The following is a 23,120-nucleotide window of genomic DNA, read 5'->3' as shown; positions in this document are numbered from 1 at the left end:
TGTGCGATCTGCGCGGCGCATTTTACCACTCTGCAAACAGAGAAAGGCCTGGTTTTTATGGGTGATAAAGAAAAAAGGAGGAAGAAAAGTGGAAGGGGTGGAGAAAAAAGAGGACGGTGAGAGGCGATGCTCTCACCGCGCAGGCGCTTACTCGGCTTTGTGTTCGACCGACTTCAGTTCGCCCATGGTTTTCAGTTTCTTAGAGATTTCGCGGCGCTCTTTCGACAGCTCGGCGTTTTTGATGATGTAGTCATCAACGCGATCTTCGTAGTCGGTACGCATGCTGGCGATAATGCCCTGAATGGCTTCAACGCTCATGCCCGGCTTGATGTAGTCGCTGAGGTTGTCCAGCAGCAGAACGCGTTTCTGGTTATCACGGATCTTTTTCTCAACGTCCTGAATTTCGCGCTGCAGTTTGTTTTTGCGACGGAACAGACGCACAAATTCCAGAACGTCCTGGAATGAAGGCTTGGTTGTTTCCATTTTGACACCCCTGATTAATTGAGATTCGGATTCGTTAAGGCCATCACCTGAGAGGCAAACCTACCCAAAGCAGTGGCATATGACAATAAGTTTTCCTGCTGGCTATCATAACCGCAAATATAGCTGAATCGAAACAACCTGACACCCCGAGGCGGTTATTAGCCGTTTATTTGCGCAGCGCCCGGCAGATCAAATGCGATAACAACTCCAGCTGGCGCGCCAGCTCCATGCTGAGCCAGACATAGCCGTGAATCGAGGTTTCCGTCACCGCATCGCCCTGATGTTCGCCAATCAACTGCCGCAGCTCGGCGACGATATCGTTAAGTTTTTCCGTATTCGCCAGGATCGGCTGCGGATTGCCCTCATAGAGCGCGTGAGCGATGGTGAGCAGCGTCTGCTGGGTCATCTGCTGCGTCTCTTGCAGCGTGCTGGCGTTAATCATCACGAAGTGGCTGGCGCGAGAACTCCAGTGGGCGTTGATTTGCAGCTCCAGCATGCAGACCATATTGCGGCTGACGGTCTGGATAGCCTCGAAGATCGCTTTCTGAATATGAGTCTCTTTGCAGGCGGGCGTAATCAGCCCGCGCATCTTTACCACGTCGTTGAGGATTTTTTGCAGATGTTTTTCCAGCCGTGGCCGCTCCACCAGGTTGCGCGAGAAACCGCCCTGATAGACGCGGTTGAAGGCCGTGACATAGTTCGCCATCTGAATGCGCCAGTGCAAAAAGGCGCGCTGCGGCCAGATGCCGGTAAAGAGCATGGCGAGGAGCGAACCGATAATCACATCGCCACCGCGCCACAGCGCCGTATGCATATCGCCGCTAGGCCCCCCCACGACGACCGCAAGGGTGATACCAATCAGCAGCGCCTGGTAAGGTTTTTTGCCGAGCGCCAGCCAGCCGCAGAGAAACATGGCGGCGGCACACCACAACAGCATCAGTGGCAGAGAGTAGAGCTCCAGCTTTAACGCCACCAGCCCCAGCACCGCGCCGAAAATGGTGCCGCCGATGCGCTCAAAGGCGCGCGGCACCACGTTGCCCCAGAAGGAGATTGGCCCCATCAGCACCACCAGCGTAATCAACGGCCAGGTACCCTCAGGCACATTGAGCAGGCGGATAAGCAAAAAGGTAAGGATAAACGCCAGCGCAATGCGCACGCCGTGCACCACGCGGTAGTGGCGATAGAGTCGAATTTCAAAGGGGCTGAGGGATTTGTCGCGACGCACAGCCAGGCTCCGGGTTAAAAAGAGAGGCGCAATTGTAGCGGTATTTTTTCGCACCGATGCCCTGTCAGGACAAAAAAAGAGGCCGCCAGCATCACTCTCACGGCCTTTTTTTACCCTGCCCTGCTTTAGTGGGGGTTCGGCTCGACGGGGATATACATTTCGATATCCCAGAAACCGTCGCCCTTGCCGTCGTTCTGGTAGATCTCAAAACAGGGTCCGGCACCAATCTGCACCGAGCTGTCACCCAACAGTTCGTCGAAAAAGAGGTTCCAGCTGCCTTCAAAATCTTCGTTGTAGACCCGCGCGCTCATCACCGCGTAGTGGCCGCCGGGAATGTCAGTGGTAATCACGCCCGCACTGTTAACAGGCACCTGAAAGTCGCGCTCAACGGTGATGGCGACATCGCAGCGCAGCTTTTCCGGTGGCACTTCATCGGGGTTATCGTAATAGACGCTGACCCACTCCAGCGGCTGGATCTGGTTATTCTCGACCCACAGCAGCAATTGCTGGAAGCCCTGCTTCACCTTCTCTTCCCACGGCCCCACCAGATGAAACCCGGCGATACGGCGCTGCTCTGATTGCTTAACGTTGTAGCCCATCGTGACCTCCTGCGCGTTACTGTTTGTCTGTACAGTATATCTACCCGGCGACCATCAGGCTTGCCGCACGCGTCAATTATGCGAGCAGACTCGCAAGCCTGCCACTCTGCCCGCACGATGGTCACCCTTTATGGTGCAGATAGTCGCTCAGTCGGGAGAAGAGCCCGCCTTTGCCGACGCTCTCCAGCGTCACCAGCGGCATTTTGGCAATCACCTTATCGCGGTCATAAAGCTGGATCTCACCCACACGCTGATGGGCGGCAAGCGGCGCTTCCAGCTCTTTGCTGTCCAGCACATATTTGGCTTTGATGTTTTGCAACTCCGCTTTCGGCAGCACCAGCCAGCGATCCTCATTGGTGCCGACAGCAATCTGCTCTTTATCGCCGTACCAGACGCGCTCGCTGCCCACTTTTTTGCCGTTACGCAGGATCTCTACCGTATCGAAGTTCTGCTGGCCCCAGTGCAACAACTTGCGCGCCTGCTCTTCGCGCCCTTTCGGGCTGTCTGCGCCCATGATCACCGCGATCAAACGGCGTTGACCATCAACGCTTGAGGCAATCAGGTTAAAGCCCGCGCCGGAAGTGTGGCCGGTCTTCAGCCCATCGACATTCAGGCTTTTATCCCACAGCAACCCGTTGCGGTTCTGCTGGGTGATGCCGTTCCACGTCAGGCTCTTTTCGCTGTACATATGATAGAAGTCCGGCTCGCCGTGAATAATAGCGCGCGATAACACCGCCAGATCGTAGGCCGAGCTGTGCTGTCCCGGCGCATCCAGGCCATGTACTGTTTCAAAATGGGTATCACGCAGGTTCAGCTTCTGCACATAGTCGTTCATCATCGCCACGAACTGCGGCTGCCCGCCGGCGACGTGATCCGCCAGCGCCACGCAGGCATCATTCCCGGAATCGACAATCAGCCCACGGCTCAGGTCACGCACCGTCAGGCGATCGCCAGGCTTAAGGAACATCAGTGACGAGCCGGCAAACACCGGGTTGCCCTGCGCCCAGGCATCTTTGCCAACTGTAACCACGTCGTCCGCACTGATGCGATGGCTATCAATGGCGCGATCGACGACATAGCCGGTCATCAATTTGGTGAGACTCGCCGGATTACGCTGCTGATGCTCTTGCCCCGCAGTTAAGATTTGCCCGGTCGTGTAGTCCATCAATACCCATGATCCGGCCTGCACCGCCGGGGGCTGAGGGGCAAATGGGAGGTCGTCGGCCTGAGCGCAATGGACGCTCACCGCCAACAATGAAGCAGCAAACAAACGGCGTTTCAATGAAATATCCTCAATACATCGGAAAGGGGCGTCCTTTGTACGGAACTTCGTGTGTCGTTACCTGGCAAAATTGCAAAGAAATGTGACATAAATCATTTTTAAGCCCCTGTTTTTGCGAGTTGCGCCGTAAGCTGGCACGGTTTTTCTTCGGCACACGGGCGACGATGGTTTACCATAGTCGGCATACTTTCTGACAGGATGAGCTTCTGGTGTCTGATTCCCCGGCAACCCCGACATTTCTTTTTCATGATTACGAGACCTTCGGAACCAGCCCCGCGCTGGATCGCCCGGCGCAGTTCGCCGCGCTGCGCACCGATGCCGATTTCACGACCATCGGCGAGCCGGAAGTCTTCTACTGCAAACCCGCCGATGACTATCTCCCACAGCCTGAAGCGGTGCTGATCACCGGCATTACCCCGCAGGTGGCGCGCGCTAAAGGTGACAACGAAGCGGCGTTTGCTAAACGCATTCACGACCTCTTCACCGTGCCAAATACCTGCGTGGTGGGTTACAACAACGTCCGTTTTGATGATGAAGTGACGCGCAATATTTTTTACCGCAACTTCTACGATCCCTACGCCTGGAGCTGGCAAAATCACAACTCCCGCTGGGATCTGCTGGATGTGATGCGCGCCTGCTACGCTTTGCGCCCGGAAGGGATCAACTGGCCGGAAAATGAGGAAGGTCTGCCGAGCTTCCGCCTTGAACACCTGACCAAAGCGAACGGCATTGAGCACAGCAACGCCCACGACGCGATGGCGGATGTCTATGCCACCATCGCCATGGCGCAGCTGGTGAAAGCGAAGCAGCCGAAGCTGTTTGCCTATCTCTATAGCCATCGCAGCAAGCAGAAGCTGGCGACCTTGATTGATGTGCCGCAGATGAAACCGCTGGTGCATGTCTCTGGCATGTTTGGCGCGGCGCGCGGCAACACCAGCTGGGTTGCGCCGCTGGCGTGGCACCCGGAAAACCGCAACGCGGTGATTATGGTCGATCTGGCGGGCGATATGTCGCCGCTGGTGGAGCTGGACGCCGATGCATTGCGTGAGCGCCTCTATACGCCGAAGAGCGAGCTGGGCGATGCCGCGGCGGTGCCGGTCAAGCTGGTGCATCTCAACAAGTGCCCGGTGCTGGCGCAGGCCAACACGCTGCGACCAGAGGATGCCGAGCGGCTCGGTATCGATCGCCAGCGCTGTCTCGATAATTTACAGATCCTGCGCGACCACCCGCAGGTGCGCGAAAAAGTGCTGGCGATCTTCGCCGAAGCGGAGCCATTTGTGCCGTCGGAGAATGTCGACGCGCAGATCTACAACGGCTTTTTCAGCGATGCAGACCGCGCGGCAATGAAAATCCTGCTCGAGACCGAGCCGCGCAACTTACCGGCGCTGGATATCACCTTTGCCGATGCGCGCATTGAGAAACTGCTGTTTAACTACCGGGCGCGTAACTTCCCCGGCACGCTCGATGAAGAGGAGCAGCAGCGCTGGCTGGCACACCGGCGCGAGATCTTTACCCCGGAGTTTTTGCAACGCTATGCCGAAGAGTTGCAGGCGCTGTTCCAGCAGTATGATGGGGACAGTGAGAAACAGGCGCTGTTGAAAGCGCTGTGGCAGTACGCCGAAGAGATTGTCTGAAAGTCGCCCTCCCGTGCGCGGGAGGGCCTGCGGCTTACGCCTTCTGGACGGTGATGCTCCAGGCAGCATCACCTACCTGCTGGTAATCCGTAATGGTGTGCCCCTCTTCTGCCGCCCACTGAGGAATCGCTTCCGTCGCCTGGGTGCAGTCGAACTCAATCACCAGTTCATCGCCGCTGTGCATCTCTGCCAGCGCCGCTTTTGCTTCAATCAGTGGGAACGGGCATACCTGCGTTACCACATCGAGTTTTTTAACTGCCATAACAGCTCCTGTTTATTTAGGCCACAGCCGCGGCAAGCTTCGCTTTGCGCTGCGGACGAACATATAAAAACCATGACGCGGTCCATACGCCAAGGATCATAAATACCAGACCGATCCACCCCTGCCAGGTCATCATCGCCGTCATCACCAGACCGTTACCGATAGAGCACCCGCCCGCCATACTGGCACCGACGCCCATCAACAACCCACCAAAGCCGCTGCGCAGCGTGGTTTGCGCATCCGCGGCGCGCACGCGGAACTCGCGGCTGGCTTTCGCGGCAATCAGCGATCCCAGAAAGATACCCAGCACCAGGAAGACGCCCCAGTTCAGCACCTTGCTCTGGCCTGCCACCAAAAATTGCAGAATGTTGGCAGTCGGCGAGGTGATGCCAAGACCAAACATACGCCCGGTGGCTTCGCTCAGCGGCCACGCCAGCAGCGCAATCAGGCCGATCAGTACGGCAGAGACAAACGGATGCCAGCGCTTCTCAAACAGAATGTGCGCAAGGCCGGTTCTGCGCGGCGGCAAAGAGGCCACTTTCAGCTTCGGTTTGCGCAGCTCTTTAGCTACCACCCACAGGGTCACCGCCACCAGCAGCACAACCAGCGGCCAGACGGAGAAGCCAAAGGTCTCGGCTATTGAGTTGTGCTCGGTGCTGTAGGTTTTCAACAGCTGGTTGAGGCCCGCGGCGTTCGGCGAGCGCATCACCGCGCTCATCACCATATAGGTAAAGAGCGCAATCCAGCTGCCGATCAGCCCTTCCCCGGCGCGATACCAGGTTCCGGTCGCACAACCGCCTGCGTAGACGATGCCAAGCCCAAAAATATAGCCACCCACCACGGTGCCAAGCCACGGGAAAGCGCCGGCGTCATACTGCACCACGCCCGCCTGAATCAGGGCGAAAACCCCCACGCTCTGGATCGCAATCGCGATCAGCAGGGCATAAAACATGCGGTTATTTTTCGCGATGTACATATCGCGAAAGCCGCCGGTGAGGCAGAAACGGCCCCGCTGCATCACAAAGCCGAGCAGCGCGCCGCAGATCAATCCACTTACAATCATTGAGAACATAACGGTAATAGCGTCCGGAAAAACAAGATCGCAAATTATTCACAAGCAGCCGGGCGGGAACCAATAACAAAATGGTCTAGCATAGGGTGTTTTGTTATTAGCGGCGGGTGGAAGAGTGAAGGCAAAAAAAACCGGAGGCGTGGCCTCCGGTTCTCTTATCTGTCTGAGCAGATATTACTGGGTGATATCTTCGTACTGCGGCACCGGGTTACGGAAGCTGCGGGTCACGCAGGCCAGGTAAACCAGACCAATCGCGCCCCAGATAAGACCCAGCACCATCGAGCTCTCTTCGAGGTTAACCCACAGCGCACCGACCGTCAGCGCGCCGCAGACCGGCAGCACCAGGTAGTTGAAGTGGTCTTTCAGCGTTTTGTTACGCTTCTCGCGGATCCAGAACTGGGAGATCACCGACAGGTTAACGAAGGTGAAGGCCACCAGCGCACCGAAGTTGATCAGCGCCGTGGCGGTGACCAGATCGAAGTTAATCGCCAGCAGCGCAATCGCGCCAACCAGCAGCACGTTCCATGCCGGAGTGCGCCATTTCGGATGCACATAGCCGAAGAAGCGGGTCGGGAAGACGCCGTCGCGGCCCATTACGTACATCAGACGGGAAACGCCCGCGTGTGCCGCCATACCGGATGCCAGTACGGTAACGCTTGAGAAAATCAGCACGCCCCACTGGAAGGTTTTACCCGCAACGTAGAGCATGATTTCCGGCTGCGACGCGTCCGGATCTTTAAAGCGCGAGATATCCGGGAAGTAGAGCTGCAGGAAGTAAGAGGCCACGATAAAGACCACGCCGCCCAGCAGTGCGGTGAGGAAGATCGCGCGCGGAATTACGCGCTCGGCGTCTTTAGTCTCTTCAGAAAGAGAAGAGATGCCGTCGAAGCCGAGGAACGAGAAGCAGAGGATCGTCGCACCGGTGATCATCGGCACCACATGCGCCCCTTCGGACCAGAACGGACGGGTGCTGGTCAGCGTGCCTGCGCCTTCGCCGTGCGACACACCGTAGATGATAAGCCCGACGATGACGGCAACGATGCCCATCTGCAGGATCACGATCAGGGTGTTGAAGTTCGCCACGGTCTTGATGCTGCGCAGGTTGGAGATGGTCATAAAGGCCACCAGCGCCACCACGAACAGCCACGACGGAACAGAAGGCACCAGAGCTTCAAAGTAAATTTTCGCCAGCAGGATGTTGATCATCGGCATGAACAGGTAGTCCAGCAGCGATGACCAGCCCACCATAAAGCCCACGGCCGGGGAGATGGATTTCTGCGCATAGGTATAAGCGGAGCCTGCCGACGGGAAGCGGCGCACCAGTTTACCGTAGCTCAGGGCAGTAAAGAGAATCGCGACCAGGGCAAACGCGTAGGCGGTTGCCACATGACCATCGGTCAGGCCGGAGACGATACCAAACGTATCGAACAGCGTCATCGGCTGCATATAGGCAAGGCCCATCATTACAACCGGAATCAGCGTAAGGGTCTTACGCAATTCCACGCGAGAGGTTTTTGGAGTAACGTTATGCGACATGGCTAACCCCCATAACGGCGGTGGCCGTCGCAAAAGCAAAATATTGCCCCATTTGTGTTTTTTCCTCAGCGACAACGACTGTCGGTTTTTAAATGTGTATCTATCCGGTACGAAGCCCGGCCTCTTTTATTGAATGACGTTTTGCTTGCAAAAAAATAACCGACGCGTTGAACGTCGGTTAATCTTCTCATTTTTTGCAGCGGCATATTCTGCACCATGTTGAAGCACAATGACAATACAATGCAGGCCGCCGCAGAAATTAATGATGTCTAACCGTTTGATTTTTAAGCGGCAGCTCGATCATTAATCCTGCTAATCGCATTTTTTGCTAAAAAATCCTACTCCAGAGGCATCTGCATAGGATCGGGATAGAGATATTCAAAGCCTAGCTCATAACAGATGCGGCTGCCATCCACCACTTTGCCGCGCTTTTCCGCCAGCGAATCGGTAAAGGTTGGCGCTTCCAGTCCCAGTTTACGTGCCATAGCCGGATAAAACGTTTCGCGCGTCGGATGCGCGGGCGCACAGATATTATAGATGTGCCCCCCTTTCGGCGCCTGCAGCAGCAGCGTGATGGCTGCAATCACATCTTCGAGATGCACCAGATTAACGCCAAGTTGGCCGTCCGGCGCGGTTTTACCGGCGAAGAAGCGCCCCGGATGGCGGGCTGGCCCCACTAATCCTGCCAGACGCAGGATGTCGACCTGAGTGCCCGGTAAATTGTGCAGCCAGTCCTCAAGCTCCTTAAGCACGCGCCCGCTGGCGGTCACCGGCTGGCGCAGCGTGGTCTCTTTAACCGTGCCGGGGGCGTCACCGTACACTGAGGTCGAACTGGTAAAGATAATGCGCGGAATGCGGTGCGCCAGCGCGCTGTCGACAATCTCCTGCATCGCCTGCAGATAGAACTCCTCGCCGGGGCCGCTACGCCGGGCGGGTAGCGTGATCACCAGCGCGTCAACATTCATTAGCGCATCGAGATCGTCCGGGTCACAGACCAGTTCAGGTTCGAGCTTGAGAAGATAGCTTTCAATACCGCACATGCGCGCCGCCTCGACGCCATCTTCCGTGGTCTTACTGCCGGTCACGTGCCAGCCTCGCGCCATTAATGAGAGCGCCAGCGGCATCCCCAACCAACCTAACCCGACAATTGCGACTTTTTTCATGCCTCTCCCCTGCGAACAGCCTGTTAATACCATTAGGCTACGCCAGCGCTCTGTCAGTGACAATTCATAGAACGAATATGAAATGATTTAATCATAAAAAAAAGCCCTTGCCTTCAACGACCAAACTGGTTTACGGTAATTGCCAACATATGAATAAGCATTCATCGAGAATTTTATGAACCGCGTTCCATCTAAACACCACCATCATCACCATCACCCTGACTAGTCTTTCAGGCGATGTGTGCTGGAAGAGAGTCAGATCTTCCAGTGGTGCATGAACGCAAAGAGAGCCCCCGGAAGATCATCTTCCGGGGGCTTTTTTTTGGACAATTTTTAGCAGGATTACAGAGGACAACAGAATGTTAGATAACTCGCGTTTACGCATAGCTATTCAGAAATCCGGCCGTCTTAGTGACGATTCACGCGAACTGCTGGCCCGCTGCGGTATCAAGATCAACCTGCACACCCAGCGCTTAATCGCCCTCGCGGAAAATATGCCGATCGATATTCTGCGTGTGCGCGATGACGATATTCCGGGTCTGGTGATGGATGGCGTGGTCGACCTCGGCATTATTGGCGAGAACGTTTTAGAAGAAGAGCTACTGACCCGCCGCGCGCAGGGCGAAGATCCGCGCTACTTCACCCTGCGCCGCCTCGATTTCGGCGGCTGCCGCCTGTCGCTGGCAACCGCGGTGGATGAAGCCTGGAACGGCCCGCTGTCCCTCAACGGCAAGCGCATCGCCACCTCCTACCCTCACCTGCTGAAACGCTACCTCGATCAGAAAGGCGTCTCCTTTAAATCCTGTCTGCTGAATGGCTCGGTCGAAGTCGCCCCGCGCGCCGGTCTGGCAGATGCGATTTGCGATCTCGTCTCCACCGGCGCAACGCTGGAAGCGAACGGCCTGCGCGAAGTCGAAGTGATCTACCGCTCGAAAGCCTGCCTGATCCAGCGCGACGGCGAAATGCCGGAGGCCAAACAGCAGCTGATCGACAAACTGCTGACCCGTATTCAGGGCGTGATTCAGGCGCGCGAGTCGAAATACATCATGATGCACGCGCCGAGCGAGCGTCTGGACGAAGTTATCGCCCTGCTGCCGGGCGCTGAGCGCCCGACCATTCTGCCGCTGGCGGGCGATCAGCAGCGTGTGGCGATGCACATGGTCAGCAGCGAAACGCTCTTCTGGGAGACCATGGAGAAGCTGAAAGCGCTGGGCGCCAGCTCCATCCTGGTGCTGCCGATTGAGAAGATGATGGAGTAAGGCCTCGCTGTGTGCGGCCTGCGGTCACGTTTGCCAGATAAGGAAAAGAGTATGAGCTTTAACACCATCATCGACTGGAACAGCTGTAGTGAAGAGGAGCAGCGCGCCCTCTTGCTGCGCCCGGCGATCTCCGCCTCCGAAAGCATTACCCGTACGGTCGCAGAGATTATTGAAGAAGTTCGCGCGCGCGGCGATGACGCCCTGCGCGCCTTCAGCGCGAAGTTCGACAAAACCCAGGTCGACGCGCTGAAAGTGACCACGCAACAGATTGAAGAAGCCAGCGCCCGCCTGGGCGACGAGATCAAACAGGCGATGGCGGTGGCGGTAAAGAACATCGACACCTTCCACACCGCGCAAATTCTGCCAACCGTGGATGTGGAAACGCTGCCTGGCGTGCGTTGCCAGCAGGTAACCCGCCCGATTGACTCGGTGGGTCTCTATATTCCCGGCGGCTCCGCGCCGCTCTTCTCGACGGTATTAATGCTGGCAACTCCGGCGCGCATCGCAGGCTGCCGCAAAGTGGTGCTCTGCTCACCGCCGCCCATCGCCGATGAAATCCTCTACGCCGCGCAGCTGTGTGGTGTGCAGGCGGTTTACCAGGTCGGCGGCGCGCAGGCGATTGCCGCTCTCGCCCTCGGCACCGAATCAGTGCCGAAAGTGGATAAGATTTTCGGCCCAGGCAACGCCTTCGTCACCGAAGCTAAACGCCAGGTGAGCCAGCGCCTTGATGGCGCGGCAATCGATATGCCGGCCGGTCCCTCCGAAGTGCTGGTGATTGCCGACAGTGGCGCGACACCGGATTTCGTCGCCTCCGATCTGCTGTCGCAGGCGGAGCACGGCCCCGATTCACAGGTGATCCTGCTGACCCCCGATAGCGAGATGGCATCACGCGTGGCGCAGGCCGTTGAACGCCAGCTCTCCGACCTGCCGCGCGCGGAGACGGCCCGTCAGGCGCTTGCCGCCAGCCGGCTGATTGTGGCGCGCGATCTGGCGCAGTGCGTGCAGATCTCAAACCAGTACGGCCCGGAGCACCTGATTATTCAGACCCGCGACGCGCGGTCGCTGGTGGAGAGCATTACCAACGCCGGTTCGGTGTTCCTTGGTGACTGGTCGCCGGAGTCGGCGGGCGATTACGCTTCCGGCACTAACCACGTGCTGCCGACCTATGGCTACACCGCAACCTGCTCCAGCCTCGGGCTGGCAGATTTCCAGAAACGCATGACGGTGCAGGAGCTTTCGCGCGAAGGGTTTGCGCAGCTTGCCAGCACCATCGAAACGCTGGCGGCGGCTGAACGCCTGGCCGCGCACAAAAACGCCGTTACCCTGCGCGTCAAGGCGCTGAAGGAGCAAGCATGAGCATTGAAGAGCTGGCGCGTAAAAATGTCCGCGAACTGACCCCTTACCAGTCTGCGCGCCGCCTTGGCGGCAAAGGTGATGTCTGGCTGAACGCCAACGAATTCCCGACCGCAGTCCCGTTTGATTTGACGCAAAACGCGCTCAACCGCTACCCGGAGTGCCAGCCGAAAGCGGTGATCGATAACTACGCCCAGTACGCAGGCGTGAAACCGGAGCAGGTGCTGGTGAGCCGCGGCGCTGATGAGGGGATTGAGTTGCTGATCCGCGCCTTCTGCGAGCCGGGCCAGGATGCGGTGCTCTTCTGCCCGCCGACCTACGGCATGTACAGCGTCAGTGCTGAAACCTTTGGCGTCGAGTACCGCACCGTGCTGGCCCGCGAAAACTGGCAGCTGGATCTGCAGGGCATCGCCGATAAACTGGATGGCGTGAAACTGGTCTATGTGTGCAGCCCCAACAACCCAACCGGGCAGATAATCAACCCGCAGGATCTGCGCAGCCTACTGGAGATGACCCGCGGTAAAGCGCTGGTCATCGCCGATGAAGCCTATATTGAGTTCTGCCCGCAGGCGACCCTCGCCGGCTGGCTGAGCGAGTATCCACACCTGGTTATTTTGCGCACCCTATCCAAAGCCTTTGCGCTGGCGGGGCTGCGCTGCGGCTTTACTTTAGCCAATGAAGAGGTGATCGCCCTGCTGATGAAAGTGATTGCCCCCTACCCGCTCTCCACGCCGGTGGCCGATATTGCTGCGCAGGCGCTCAGCCCGCAGGGCATTGCGGCAATGCGTGAGCGCGTGGCACAGATCGTCGCCGAACGGGCGTTCTTAGTGAATGCATTGCGTGATACTCCCTGCGTTGAGCAGGTGTTCGACTCCGAAACCAACTATATTCTTGTGCGCATGACCGCCTCGAGCGCGGTGTTTAAATCGCTGTGGGATCAGGGCATTATCCTGAGAGACCAGAACAAGCAACCCTCTTTAAGCGGCTGTCTGCGTATCACTATTGGTACCCGTGAAGAGAGCCAGCGCGTCATTGACGCTTTACGTGCGGAGCAAGTATGAGCCAGAAGTACCTGTTTATTGATCGTGACGGAACACTGATTTCCGAGCCGCCCACCGATTTTCAGGTGGACCGATTTGACAAGCTGGCCTTCGAGCCGCAGGCGATCCCGGTGCTGCTCAAGCTGCAGGCGGCGGGCTATAAACTGGTGATGATCACCAATCAGGATGGTCTTGGCACCAGCAGCTTGCCGCAGGCGGATTTTGACGGCCCGCACAACCTGATGATGCAGATTTTCCAGTCCCAGGGCGTAGAGTTCGAAGAGGTGCTGATCTGCCCGCACCTGCCGTCCGATAACTGCGACTGCCGCAAACCGAAAGTGAAACTGGTCGAGCGCTGGCTGGAAGAAGGCGCGCTGGATCGCGCCAACAGCTACGTGATTGGCGATCGCGCCACCGACATTGAGCTGGCGGGCAACATGGCGATTGGCGGCCTGCGTTATAACCGTGAAACCCTGAACTGGGCGATGATTGGCGAGCAGCTGACCCGCCGCGACCGCTATGCGCACGTTGTGCGTAACACCAAAGAGACGCAGATTGAGGTCAAGGTGTGGCTTGACCGCGAAGGCGGTAGCAAGATCAATACCGGCGTCGGCTTCTTCGACCATATGCTCGATCAGATCGCCACCCATGGCGGTTTTCGCATGGAGATTGCGGTGAAAGGCGATCTCTATATCGACGATCACCACACCGTTGAAGATACCGGCCTGGCGCTGGGCGAAGCGCTGAAGCTGGCACTCGGCGATAAGCGCGGCATTAACCGTTTCGGCTTTGTGCTGCCGATGGATGAGTGCCTGGCCCGCTGCGCGATGGATATCTCCGGTCGCCCGCATCTGGAATATAAAGCGGAGTTCACCTATCAGCGCGTCGGCGATCTGAGCACCGAAATGGTGGAGCACTTCTTCCGCTCGCTCTCCTACACCATGGCGCTGACCCTGCACCTGAAGACCAAAGGCAAAAACGATCACCACCGCGTCGAGAGCCTGTTTAAAGCCTTTGGCCGTACGCTGCGCCAGGCGATCCGCGTTGAGGGCGAAACCCTTCCCTCTTCAAAAGGAGTGCTGTGATGAATGTGGTGATCCTCGATACCGGCTGCGCCAACCTGCACTCGGTGCAGTCCGCCATTATGCGCCACGGCTATGAGCCGCTGGTCAGCCGCGATCCCGACGTGGTGCTGCGCGCCGACAAACTCTTTCTGCCGGGCGTCGGTACTGCGCAGGCGGCAATGGATCAGCTGCGCGAGCGCGAGCTGATTGAGCTGGTCAAAGCCTGCACGCAGCCGGTGCTGGGCATCTGCCTCGGTATGCAACTGCTCGGGCGTTTCAGCGAAGAGAATGGCGGCGTCGACCTGCTGGGCATTATTGATGAAGCGGTGCCGAAAATGAACGATGTCGGGCTGCCGCTGCCGCATATGGGCTGGAACCAGGTCTACCCGAAAGCGGGCCATCGCCTCTTCCAGGGCATTGAGGATGGCGCGTACTTCTACTTTGTTCACAGCTACGCAATGCCGGTGAATGCCAGCACCATCGCCCGTTGTGATTATGGCGAGCCGTTTACCGCCGCCGTTCAGAGCGACAACTTCTACGGCGTGCAGTTTCACCCGGAGCGCTCCGGGCGCGCGGGTGCGCAGCTGCTGAAAAACTTCCTGGAGATGTGATGATCATTCCCGCTTTAGATTTGATTGATGGTAGCGTGGTGCGCCTGCATCAGGGCGATTACGCCCAGCAGCGCGACTATGGCAGCGATCCGCTGCCTCGCTTGCAGGAGTACGCCGCTCAGGGCGCGCAGCTGTTACACCTCGTCGATTTGACCGGTGCGAAAGATCCGGCGCGTCGCCAGATCCCGTTACTGAAAACGCTGGTGGCGGGCGTTACTGTGCCGGTGCAGGTTGGCGGCGGCGTGCGCAGCGAAGAGGATGTTGCCGCTCTGCTCGACGCGGGCGTGGCGCGGGTGGTAATTGGCTCGACGGCGGTGAAATCGCCCGAGACGGTCAAAGGCTGGTTTAGCCGTTTCGGCGCCGACAAGCTGGTGCTGGCGCTGGATGTGCGCATTGATGAGCAAGGCACAAAACAGGTTGCCATCAGCGGCTGGCAGGAGAACTCCGGCGTGACGCTGGAAGCGCTGGTCGAGACCTATCTTGCCGTCGGCCTGCGCCATGTGCTGTGCACGGATATCTCCCGCGACGGCACGCTGGCAGGCTCGAATGTGTCGCTGTATCAAGAGATCTGTGCCCGCTGGCCGCAGGTGGCGTTTCAATCCTCCGGCGGCATTGGCGACATTAACGATGTCGCCGCGCTGCGCGGAACAGGCGTAGGCGGCGTGATTGTTGGCCGCGCGCTGCTGGAAGGTAAATTTACGGTGAAGGAGGCCATTCAATGCTGGCAAAACGGATAATTCCTTGTCTCGATGTGCGTGATGGCCAGGTGGTGAAAGGCGTGCAGTTTCGCAACCACGAAATCATCGGCGACATTGTGCCGCTGGCAAAACGCTACGCCGAGGAGGGCGCAGATGAGCTGGTGTTTTACGATATCACCGCCTCCAGCGATGGCCGCGTGGTGGATAAGAGCTGGGTGACGCGCGTGGCGGAGGTGATTGATATCCCCTTCTGCGTGGCAGGCGGCATCAAGTCGATTGAGGATGCGGCACAGATCCTCTCCTTCGGCGCGGACAAAATCTCGATTAACTCGCCGGCGCTGGCGGATCCTGAACTGATTACCCGGCTGGCCGATCGCTTTGGCGTGCAGTGCATTGTGGTCGGGATTGATACCTGGTTTGATGCCGAAACCGGCAAGTATCACGTGAATCAATATACCGGCGATGAGAGCCGCACGCGTGTGACGCAGTGGGAAACCCTCGACTGGGTACAGGAAGTGCAGAAGCGCGGTGCCGGTGAAATTGTGCTGAATATGATGAACCAGGATGGCGTGCGTAATGGTTACGACCTGGAGCAACTGAAAAAAGTGCGCGAGGTGTGTAACGTGCCGCTGATCGCATCCGGCGGTGCCGGCACGATGGAACACTTCCTTGAAGCCTTCCGCGATGCGGATGTCGATGGCGCGCTGGCGGCCTCGGTGTTCCACAAACAGATTATCAATATTGGTGAATTAAAAGCGTACCTGGCAGGCCAGGGCGTGGAGATCAGGGTATGTTAACAGAGCAACAACTCTCCCAACTGGACTGGGAAAAAACCGACGGACTGCTGCCCGCCGTGGTGCAACATGCAGTCTCCGGCGAAGTGCTGATGCTGGGCTATATGAACAAAGAGGCACTGGCGAAAACGCTGGAGAGCGGCAAAGTGACCTTCTTCTCCCGCACCAAAGGCCGCCTGTGGACCAAAGGCGAAACCTCCGGACACTTCCTCAATGTGGTGAAGATTGCTCCTGATTGCGACAACGATACGCTGCTGGTGCTGGTTAATCCGATTGGCCCCACCTGCCATAAAGGCACTTCAAGCTGCTTTGGCGACACCAGCCACCAGTGGCTGTTCCTCTATCAGCTGGAAACGCTGCTGGCCGAGCGTAAGAGCGCCGATCCGGCAAGTTCCTATACCGCCAAACTTTATGCCAGCGGCACGAAGCGTATTGCGCAGAAGGTTGGCGAAGAAGGCGTAGAGACGGCGCTGGCGGCAACGGTGAACGACCGCGAAGAGCTGACTAATGAGGCATCGGATTTGATGTATCACCTGCTGGTGCTGTTGCAGGATCAAAATCTCGATTTGACCACCGTGATTGAGAACCTGCGGGCACGGCACCAGTAGATTGCGGGCATAAAAAAACCGGGCACTGCCCGGTTTTTCTTTTTTACGCTTTCGGTTGATAAGACCGGACAGCATTTCTCATTAGAACCACGCCGGAGCCAATCATTGTGCCCAGTAATAGCGCGAGTATCATTACAAGCGCCATACGCGGGCTATCGCGATGAATGGGTAAAGAAGGTTTCATCACGTAACGATAGCTGTGGATGGCGTCCGGCTTGACTTCAATCGTCTGCAAATCGAGGAGGTTCTTACGCGTTTTGTAGTAATCCTCAGAGAAAACCAGTGGCCTAGATGATTCGTTTTTGATCATCGATTCCAGCGCAGAGCTGCCGAGAAGGAACATTGTGTCTTGCGAGACATTTTCCGTCTGTTGGATCTGCGGGGCTTCAACCTTCGACTCTTTAGCAACGGCAAGCGCCTGCATAATCTGGCGGATGCGCAAATCTTTTTGCTCCTGCGCCACCCTCTCTTGCGTGGTCAATGACTCAAGTAAATTGTCGGCACGGGCTTTAATATTAATATCTAAGTCACTCACCAGCTCTTTAGCGATGAGCTGATCGATCTGCTCAATATACTCTGCCAGTTTCTGCTGCGCGTATTTTGCCGATGCGCCCTGGTAGGTCACTTTTAACGGTAGTGATTGGCCTTGCACGGCGGTATCGATAGTCAACTTTTCTGGAGCATCCTGATTATCAAGTGCTTCCGACAAGGCAGAAAACGCCGAGTTGAATCGCCCGATAACACGCTCCTGAATGCCGGTGATATCAAAACGGTTGTCATTGCTGACGATGCTCATGGCGCTGGTATAGTTTACGATTTGACCGGCATCTGGCGCACTAATGACAGCAACTGAAGTCCATTTCTCTTTTGCAAAAGCCAAATAAATGCCAGCTATAATTAAGCTCAATACAACGAAGAGGGCAACAACCATTTTGCCTCGCCAGATTTGCAATAAAATATCAATCAAATCAATATTCTCAGCTTCGTTGCTCTGCCGGTAAGGCAGTTTGTTTCTTTCGTCAGTCATAGCCACCCTAAATAATAAGAGCGAAAAAAGAGTCGTAAAACGCGAGTTTAGCGGTTCGCTATCTTTTTGCTATAGGATTACGTGTAAATAAATGTTAGCGAGTACACTTTAAGCAATCATACGAACTTATTACTATTATTCCTGGCGTAAATAAGGCATTAATGCAAACTGAACAAAAAACGGCCCATCAGGGCCGTTTGTTTTTACGGTTTACGATTAATCGTTGTTGAATAAGTCACGGGTATAGACTTTATCTTCTACGTCTGCCAGTTCACGTGCCATGCGGTTGGAGACGATAACATCTGCTTCTTGTTTAAAGGCCTCAAGATCGCGCACCACGCGCGAGTGGAAGAACTCATCTTCCTGCATCACCGGCTCATAGACGATTACCTGCACGCCTTTCGCTTTAATGCGCTTCATGATGCCCTGAATTGACGAGGCGCGGAAATTGTCTGAACCGCTCTTCATCACCAGACGGTAGATGCCCACCACTTTCGGTTTGCGCGCGAGAATGGAGTCGGCGATAAAGTCCTTGCGCGTGCGGTTAGCGTCAACAATGGCCGAAATAATGTTATTCGGCACCGACTGATAGTTCGCCAGCAACTGCTTGGTATCTTTCGGCAGGCAGTAGCCGCCGTAACCAAATGAAGGGTTGTTGTAGTGATTGCCAATACGCGGATCGAGGCATACACCTTCGATAATCTGACGACTATTCAGCCCGAGGCTCTCAGCATAGCTATCCAACTCGTTAAAATACGCTACTCGCATTGCCAGGTAGGTGTTGGCAAACAGTTTGATCGCTTCTGCTTCGGTAGAGTCGGTAAACAGCACCGGAATATCTTCTTTGATAGCGCCTTCCTGCAGCAGCGCCGCAAAGCGCTCGGCGCGTTCTGAGCGCTCGCCAATCACGATACGTGAAGGATGCAGGTTGTCATACAGCGCTCGGCCTTCGCGCAGGAACTCTGGCGAGAAAATGACATTATCAATGCCCAGCTTCTCTTTAATCGACTGGGTAAAGCCCACCGGAATGGTCGATTTGATAATCATCACCGCCTGGGGATTGATGGCGTGAACATCGCGGATCACTGACTCTACGCTGCTGGTATTAAAGTAGTTAGTTTTGGGATCGTAATCCGTCGGCGTGGCGATAATGACGTAATCAGCGTTGCGGTAGGCGTCATGCTTGTCCGTCGTGGCGCGGAAATTGAGCGGCTTAGTCTGCAAATACTCCTCAATCTCTTTATCCACGATCGGAGAAATTTTCTCATTAAGCATATCCACTTTGGACTGCACAATATCGAGCGCGACGACCTCATGGTTCTGCGCGATAAGGATCCCGTTTGATAACCCAACGTAACCTGTTCCGGAGATTGTTATTTTCATTCGATAAGCAACTTTTGTCAGTGTATGAAACCGGAGGTGGCGATCCCATCGCCACCGCTTTATATCAATAACTGTTGGGGTTTTTACCTCTTCCGTTGAGAGAGTGTCAATAAGACAAACAGCGGCTACAAAGCCCGCCCTGCCTGAGTTTGCCTGGCTTTATTCCTAAAAATAAATGCCCGATCCCCGTAATTATCGCGGTTTCGATGAAAAAAAAGCCCGGTTTTAATGACCGGGCTTGTATTCAACTAATGGATGATTATCAGATTAATCCAGCCATTCCGTATGGAATACGCCGTCTTTATCAGTGCGCTTGTAAGTATGCGCACCGAAGTAGTCACGCTGCGCCTGAATCAGGTTCGCTGGCAGCACCGCAGAGCGGTAGCTGTCGTAATAAGCGACGGCTGCGGAGAAAGTCGGTACCGGAATACCGTTCTGTACCGCATAGGCGACAACATCACGCAGTGCCTGCTGGTAATCATCAGCGATCTGCTTGAAGTAAGGGGCCAGCAGCAGGTTAGCGATAGCCGGGTTTTCTGCATAGGCGTCGGTAATTTTCTGCAGGAACTGCGCACGAATGATGCAGCCTGCGCGGAAGATCTTCGCGATTTCGCCGTAGTTCAGATCCCAGTTGTGCTCGTCGGAGGCGGCACGCAGCTGAGAGAAGCCCTGCGCGTAGGAGACGATTTTGCCCAGATAGAGTGCGCGACGCACTTTCTCAATGAACTCCGCTTTATCACCGGCCGGTTTAGCCTGCGGGCCAGAAAGAACTTTGGAAGCCGCAACGCGCTGCTCTTTCAGAGAGGAGATGTAACGAGCGAATACTGATTCAGTGATCAGCGACAGCGGCTCGCCGAGATCCAGCGAGCTCTGGCTGGTCCATTTACCGGTACCTTTGTTAGCCGCTTCATCAAGGATCACATCAACCAGGTAAGTGCCCTCTTCATCTTTCTTAGTGAAGATATCTTTGGTGATGTCGATCAGATAGCTGCTCAGCTCGCCCGCATTCCACTCGCTGAAGGTTTTCGCCAGCTCGTCGTTGGAGAGGTTCAGGCCGCCTTTCAGCAGGGCATACGCCTCTGCAATAAGCTGCATATCGCCATATTCGATACCGTTGTGCACCATTTTGACATAGTGCCCGGCGCCGTCAGGACCGATATAGGTGACGCACGGTTCGCCATCTTCAGCTACCGCAGCAATTTTGGTCAGGATCGGCGCAACCAGCTCGTAAGCCTCTTTCTGGCCGCCAGGCATGATAGAAGGCCCTTTCAACGCGCCCTCTTCACCGCCGGAAACGCCGGTGCCGATAAAGTTGAAGCCTTCCGCAGAGAGTTCACGGTTACGGCGAATGGTGTCGTGGAAGAATGTATTACCACCATCAATGATGATGTCGCCTTTATCCAGGTACGGCTTCAGGGAGTCAATCGCGGCATCGGTACCCGCGCCGGCTTTCACCATCAGCAGAATGCGGCGGGGAGTTTCCAGAGATTCGACAAATTCTTGTACGGTGTAGTAAGGAACCAGCTTTTTGCCTGGGTTCTCGGCAACAACTTCTTCGGTTTTTTCGCGCGAGCGGTTGAAGATAGAAACGGTATAGCCACGGCTTTCGATGTTCAGCGCCAGGTTGCGCCCCATCACGGCCATACCAACAACGCCGATCTGTTGCTTGGACATTACATACTCCTGTCAGGTGTTTGATGCTGATAATTATACATGAGGATTATTTATATGGCATAGCGCATGTCGTGGCATTATCACAATTGCCTCATATTTAACCACGTAATATTTTGTAATATTGTTCTCTAACTTTATCCCATGTATATCTACGTTTAGCTATTTCAGCCATCGTTGGGTTTTCATGACCAGATGTGTCGTGCAGCAATAACTCTATAATTTGATTTTTATCGGAAAAATAGTCCGCCCGGTTTTCTGTCGAGGCACGGTTATAGTTGCAATCAAAGCAATATATTTTTTTACCGAAATGCATCAATTCAACCAAGGATGGATTGGTGCCCCCCGCAGAGTGCCCATGAACATATAACGAGCAACCCGCTCTGAGTTCAGCTAATTGATTAAGATCGTATATAGGATCGAGAAGCGTGATATTGGGGTAAGAGGAGTATTGCCGAAACAGACTCTGACCAAAGGCACTGTTTTTCCAGTTGCCTACAAAGATAAGCTTTTTATCTACTTCAGAAAAAGCTTGTAATATCATCGCAACATTATTTTCTGGTTCGATACGGCACAGGGCAAACGCATAGCCTTTGTCAGTAATTAGCATATTCTCAGGAAAAGCATGATCTCCGCCGTATGCAATAACTTCACTCTCAATGTTGTATTCAGTCTTTACATAATCAGCAATAGCTTGGTTATCCGAGATAATAACATCGGAAAACTTAACCGCCATTTTCTCAGAAAATCTCAGGAACGCGCGCGCAGCTCTACCCCATTTGTCGCGCTTCCATTCCAGCCCATCTATATTAGTGACAATCCTGGCCCTGGAGAAGATTTTGAAAATCGGTAGAATTAAGCAACCTGAAACACCCAGAACAAGTACAGAATCTGCTTTTTTAAAAGCCGAATCGAAAAGAGAAACGATATCATAAACAACGCTATGCAACCCATTGGCCTTGAAGGGTAAGTAAACCAGGCGGGCATTTTTATAAGTACTTCTTCTACTTTGTTGGTTGTAAGTTTTTCCTGAGCAATACACTGTAATATCAGCATTTTTCTCCGCTGCCAGATATTCAACCAGAGTTTCAAAACCACCATAGCAGGCCGGGATACCGACAGTACCAATAATATGAACACTTTTCATTTAACACCAATGCACTAAGTATTTTAGTCGTTATTTTGAACGAAACGTTTAAAAACGGATTCAAAACGCTCCTGGAATTTTTTAATCGTGAAGTTTAGTTCATAAGTGAGTCTTGCCTGACTCTGAATATTTTTTATTTCTTCATGATTAAGCTTAATTAATGAGCTCAGTACATAGGTGAAATTTTCGACATCACCATGTTTAATGAGAAAGCCATTAACTTTATCTTTAATGATTTCGGATGCACCACCATTATCGGTGGTTAACACCACTTTGGCAGCCCTCAACCCTTCTATCACGGTGGTAGGAAAAGGGTCAACCATCATTGAGGGGATAACACAAACATCCAGCGTTGCCGCCTTTTGTGAGGCCTGAGAGTCGAAACCGTGTAGCACAAAAACTTCGCTCAGTTTGTTTTGCACGACAAGTTCGCGAAACTCAGCGAAAAGATGCGGACGCGTCGGCGGCGCATCGCCATATACATGAATTTTTACGTTGCGTAACAGCTCATGCGGGATCGCTTTGACGGCATCGCAAAGAAACCATTGTCCCTTTTCAGGCATTACCCGACCAACCATGGCGAAATTCATATGACCGTCAATATAGTCACTTACAATCGGTAAATGGTGATGCTCAATATCGGGGATACCATTGTGAACCACGTCAACTTTTCGGCTTGCACCAATATAGCTGGCAACCTTGTTCGAAACACAAATTATTCTGTCAGCGCTAAATAAAACCACCTTACGAATAACCTCACCATAAACCGAGCCCTTGAGGTATTCATGACAGTGTACAATATTGCGGATACTCAACAATTTACAAATCAACGCAATACTGAAAAGCGCAACGGTGTTGATATAAACAGCGGAGTATTTTTTGCGATTCTTTTTCAGAAAGGTGTAGGTCTGGACATTCTGTTTGCCCCAGTTAATCAGCCCTTTAAGTGAATACATTCCCCTGTGAACAAGCGGCGCGCAGGGAAATTCGATAAAATTGACCTTATCGTTGTTTTCTGAAAGTTCACGTAAAGTGAAGTCTATCTCATGTGTAAGCTTAGGGATATAAACATCGCATTGATATTCCTGAGATAAAAAAGATAAAACATAAGCTAATATCTTACTTGCTCCATATCTATCATCAACCGGATGAAATATAGCAATCTTTTTCATTTACCTACCAACTTTCAATGATGGAAGCACTCGCACA

General features: G+C 54.6%; 23 protein-coding genes and 1 other annotated feature. Of the genes, 10 read left to right on the top strand and 13 right to left on the bottom strand.

The genetic code is table 11. From position 1 onward, the window contains the following. Positions 1 to 147: 147 nt before the first annotated feature. From N7V53_RS08995 to dacD, 4 genes are all read right to left on the bottom strand, one after another. Positions 148 to 483 (bottom strand): DUF496 family protein, encoded by a 336-nt coding sequence (locus N7V53_RS08995; protein ID WP_023479096.1) that lies wholly within the window; start codon positions 481 to 483, stop codon positions 148 to 150. Between the two features lie 166 nt (positions 484 to 649). Then, positions 650 to 1,708 carry an FUSC family protein gene (locus N7V53_RS08990; RefSeq protein ID WP_023479166.1) on the bottom strand — a complete coding sequence of 353 codons (1,059 nt, stop codon included), beginning with the start codon at positions 1,706 to 1,708 and terminating at the stop codon, positions 650 to 652. Between the two features lie 125 nt (positions 1,709 to 1,833). Next, positions 1,834 to 2,307, bottom strand: a complete 474-nt coding sequence (gene sbmC, locus N7V53_RS08985) for a DNA gyrase inhibitor SbmC (protein ID WP_279793113.1) — start codon at positions 2,305 to 2,307, stop codon at positions 1,834 to 1,836. A gap of 121 nt (positions 2,308 to 2,428) precedes the next feature. Continuing rightward, positions 2,429 to 3,589, bottom strand: coding sequence for a serine-type D-Ala-D-Ala carboxypeptidase DacD (gene dacD, locus N7V53_RS08980; RefSeq protein ID WP_034812474.1), 1,161 nt, complete (start codon positions 3,587 to 3,589; stop codon positions 2,429 to 2,431). A 209-nt stretch (positions 3,590 to 3,798) separates the two neighbouring features. Between dacD and sbcB the strand changes: the two genes are divergently transcribed. Next, entirely contained in the window at positions 3,799 to 5,223 is a 1,425-nt protein-coding gene (gene sbcB, locus N7V53_RS08975) for an exodeoxyribonuclease I (RefSeq protein WP_279793111.1), read from the top strand. A 34-nt stretch (positions 5,224 to 5,257) separates the two neighbouring features. Here the strand turns inward: sbcB and tsuB are convergent, their stop codons facing one another. The 4 genes from tsuB to N7V53_RS08955 all read right to left on the bottom strand — a co-directional run bounded on the left by tsuB (position 5,258) and on the right by N7V53_RS08955 (position 9,256). Beyond that, a complete protein-coding gene (gene tsuB / locus N7V53_RS08970; protein ID WP_023479141.1) occupies positions 5,258 to 5,485 on the bottom strand; it encodes a thiosulfate utilization sulfurtransferase TsuB/YeeD in 228 nt (75 codons plus the stop codon). A 16-nt stretch (positions 5,486 to 5,501) separates the two neighbouring features. Continuing rightward, the gene (tsuA, locus tag N7V53_RS08965; protein ID WP_279793110.1) at positions 5,502 to 6,557 is read right to left on the bottom strand and encodes a thiosulfate utilization transporter TsuA/YeeE; all 1,056 of its coding nucleotides are present in this window, start codon (positions 6,555 to 6,557) and stop codon (positions 5,502 to 5,504) included. Between the two features lie 174 nt (positions 6,558 to 6,731). Further along, positions 6,732 to 8,093, bottom strand: coding sequence for an APC family permease (locus N7V53_RS08960; protein ID WP_124967893.1), 1,362 nt, complete (start codon positions 8,091 to 8,093; stop codon positions 6,732 to 6,734). Positions 8,094 to 8,431: 338 nt separating this feature from the next. Continuing rightward, positions 8,432 to 9,256: an SDR family oxidoreductase gene (locus N7V53_RS08955; RefSeq protein WP_279793108.1), complete on the bottom strand. Its 825-nt coding sequence runs from the start codon at positions 9,254 to 9,256 to the stop codon at positions 8,432 to 8,434. Between the two features lie 175 nt (positions 9,257 to 9,431). Between N7V53_RS08955 and hisL the strand changes: the two genes are divergently transcribed. From hisL to hisIE, 9 genes are all read left to right on the top strand, one after another. After that, positions 9,432 to 9,482, top strand: a complete 51-nt coding sequence (gene hisL, locus N7V53_RS08950; protein WP_124971351.1) for a his operon leader peptide — start codon at positions 9,432 to 9,434, stop codon at positions 9,480 to 9,482. Then, positions 9,458 to 9,580: a sequence feature (His leader region), on the top strand. It overlaps the preceding gene by 25 nt. A 35-nt stretch (positions 9,581 to 9,615) precedes the next feature. Beyond that, positions 9,616 to 10,515, top strand: coding sequence for an ATP phosphoribosyltransferase (gene hisG / locus N7V53_RS08945; RefSeq protein WP_279793107.1), 900 nt, complete (start codon positions 9,616 to 9,618; stop codon positions 10,513 to 10,515). Positions 10,516 to 10,566: 51 nt separating this feature from the next. Next, positions 10,567 to 11,871 carry a histidinol dehydrogenase gene (gene hisD, locus N7V53_RS08940; RefSeq protein ID WP_279793106.1) on the top strand — a complete coding sequence of 435 codons (1,305 nt, stop codon included), beginning with the start codon at positions 10,567 to 10,569 and terminating at the stop codon, positions 11,869 to 11,871. Then, positions 11,868 to 12,929: a histidinol-phosphate transaminase gene (gene hisC, locus N7V53_RS08935; protein WP_279793105.1), complete on the top strand. Its 1,062-nt coding sequence runs from the start codon at positions 11,868 to 11,870 to the stop codon at positions 12,927 to 12,929. Before hisD ends, hisC begins: the two co-directional genes overlap by 4 nt. Continuing rightward, the gene (gene hisB / locus N7V53_RS08930; RefSeq protein ID WP_279793104.1) at positions 12,926 to 13,993 is read left to right on the top strand and encodes a bifunctional histidinol-phosphatase/imidazoleglycerol-phosphate dehydratase HisB; all 1,068 of its coding nucleotides are present in this window, start codon (positions 12,926 to 12,928) and stop codon (positions 13,991 to 13,993) included. Before hisC ends, hisB begins: the two co-directional genes overlap by 4 nt. After that, the gene (gene hisH, locus N7V53_RS08925; protein WP_023479202.1) at positions 13,993 to 14,583 is read left to right on the top strand and encodes an imidazole glycerol phosphate synthase subunit HisH; all 591 of its coding nucleotides are present in this window, start codon (positions 13,993 to 13,995) and stop codon (positions 14,581 to 14,583) included. Before hisB ends, hisH begins: the two co-directional genes overlap by 1 nt. Further along, on the top strand, positions 14,583 to 15,320 hold the full coding sequence (gene hisA / locus N7V53_RS08920) for a 1-(5-phosphoribosyl)-5-[(5-phosphoribosylamino)methylideneamino]imidazole-4-carboxamide isomerase (RefSeq protein WP_279793103.1): 738 nt from the start codon (positions 14,583 to 14,585) through the stop codon (positions 15,318 to 15,320). The genes hisH and hisA overlap by 1 nt, the downstream gene beginning before the upstream one ends. Further along, positions 15,302 to 16,078 (top strand): imidazole glycerol phosphate synthase subunit HisF, encoded by a 777-nt coding sequence (hisF, locus tag N7V53_RS08915; protein ID WP_279793102.1) that lies wholly within the window; start codon positions 15,302 to 15,304, stop codon positions 16,076 to 16,078. The genes hisA and hisF overlap by 19 nt, the downstream gene beginning before the upstream one ends. Then, positions 16,072 to 16,683 (top strand): bifunctional phosphoribosyl-AMP cyclohydrolase/phosphoribosyl-ATP diphosphatase HisIE, encoded by a 612-nt coding sequence (gene hisIE, locus N7V53_RS08910; RefSeq protein ID WP_279793101.1) that lies wholly within the window; start codon positions 16,072 to 16,074, stop codon positions 16,681 to 16,683. The genes hisF and hisIE overlap by 7 nt, the downstream gene beginning before the upstream one ends. Positions 16,684 to 16,726: 43 nt before the next feature. Here hisIE and wzzB read toward each other — a convergent pair whose 3' ends face one another. The 5 genes from wzzB to N7V53_RS08885 all read right to left on the bottom strand — a co-directional run bounded on the left by wzzB (position 16,727) and on the right by N7V53_RS08885 (position 23,083). Beyond that, on the bottom strand, positions 16,727 to 17,710 hold the full coding sequence (wzzB, locus tag N7V53_RS08905) for an LPS O-antigen chain length determinant protein WzzB (protein WP_279793099.1): 984 nt from the start codon (positions 17,708 to 17,710) through the stop codon (positions 16,727 to 16,729). A gap of 216 nt (positions 17,711 to 17,926) precedes the next feature. Further along, on the bottom strand, positions 17,927 to 19,093 hold the full coding sequence (gene ugd / locus N7V53_RS08900) for a UDP-glucose 6-dehydrogenase (RefSeq protein ID WP_023479118.1): 1,167 nt from the start codon (positions 19,091 to 19,093) through the stop codon (positions 17,927 to 17,929). Between the two features lie 267 nt (positions 19,094 to 19,360). Further along, on the bottom strand, positions 19,361 to 20,767 hold the full coding sequence (gene gndA / locus N7V53_RS08895) for an NADP-dependent phosphogluconate dehydrogenase (protein ID WP_023479125.1): 1,407 nt from the start codon (positions 20,765 to 20,767) through the stop codon (positions 19,361 to 19,363). A gap of 97 nt (positions 20,768 to 20,864) precedes the next feature. Further along, positions 20,865 to 21,911: a DUF1972 domain-containing protein gene (locus N7V53_RS08890; protein WP_279793097.1), complete on the bottom strand. Its 1,047-nt coding sequence runs from the start codon at positions 21,909 to 21,911 to the stop codon at positions 20,865 to 20,867. A 23-nt stretch (positions 21,912 to 21,934) separates the two neighbouring features. Beyond that, entirely contained in the window at positions 21,935 to 23,083 is a 1,149-nt protein-coding gene (locus tag N7V53_RS08885; RefSeq protein WP_279793096.1) for a glycosyltransferase family 4 protein, read from the bottom strand. Between the last annotated feature and the right edge of the window lie 37 nt (positions 23,084 to 23,120).

The organism is Kosakonia sp. HypNH10 (assembly GCF_029850615.1).
Taxonomy (GTDB): domain Bacteria; phylum Pseudomonadota; class Gammaproteobacteria; order Enterobacterales; family Enterobacteriaceae; genus Kosakonia; species Kosakonia cowanii.
Note: the sequence above shows the minus strand (reverse complement) of the source record. Positions and strands in the feature narration are given on the sequence as shown.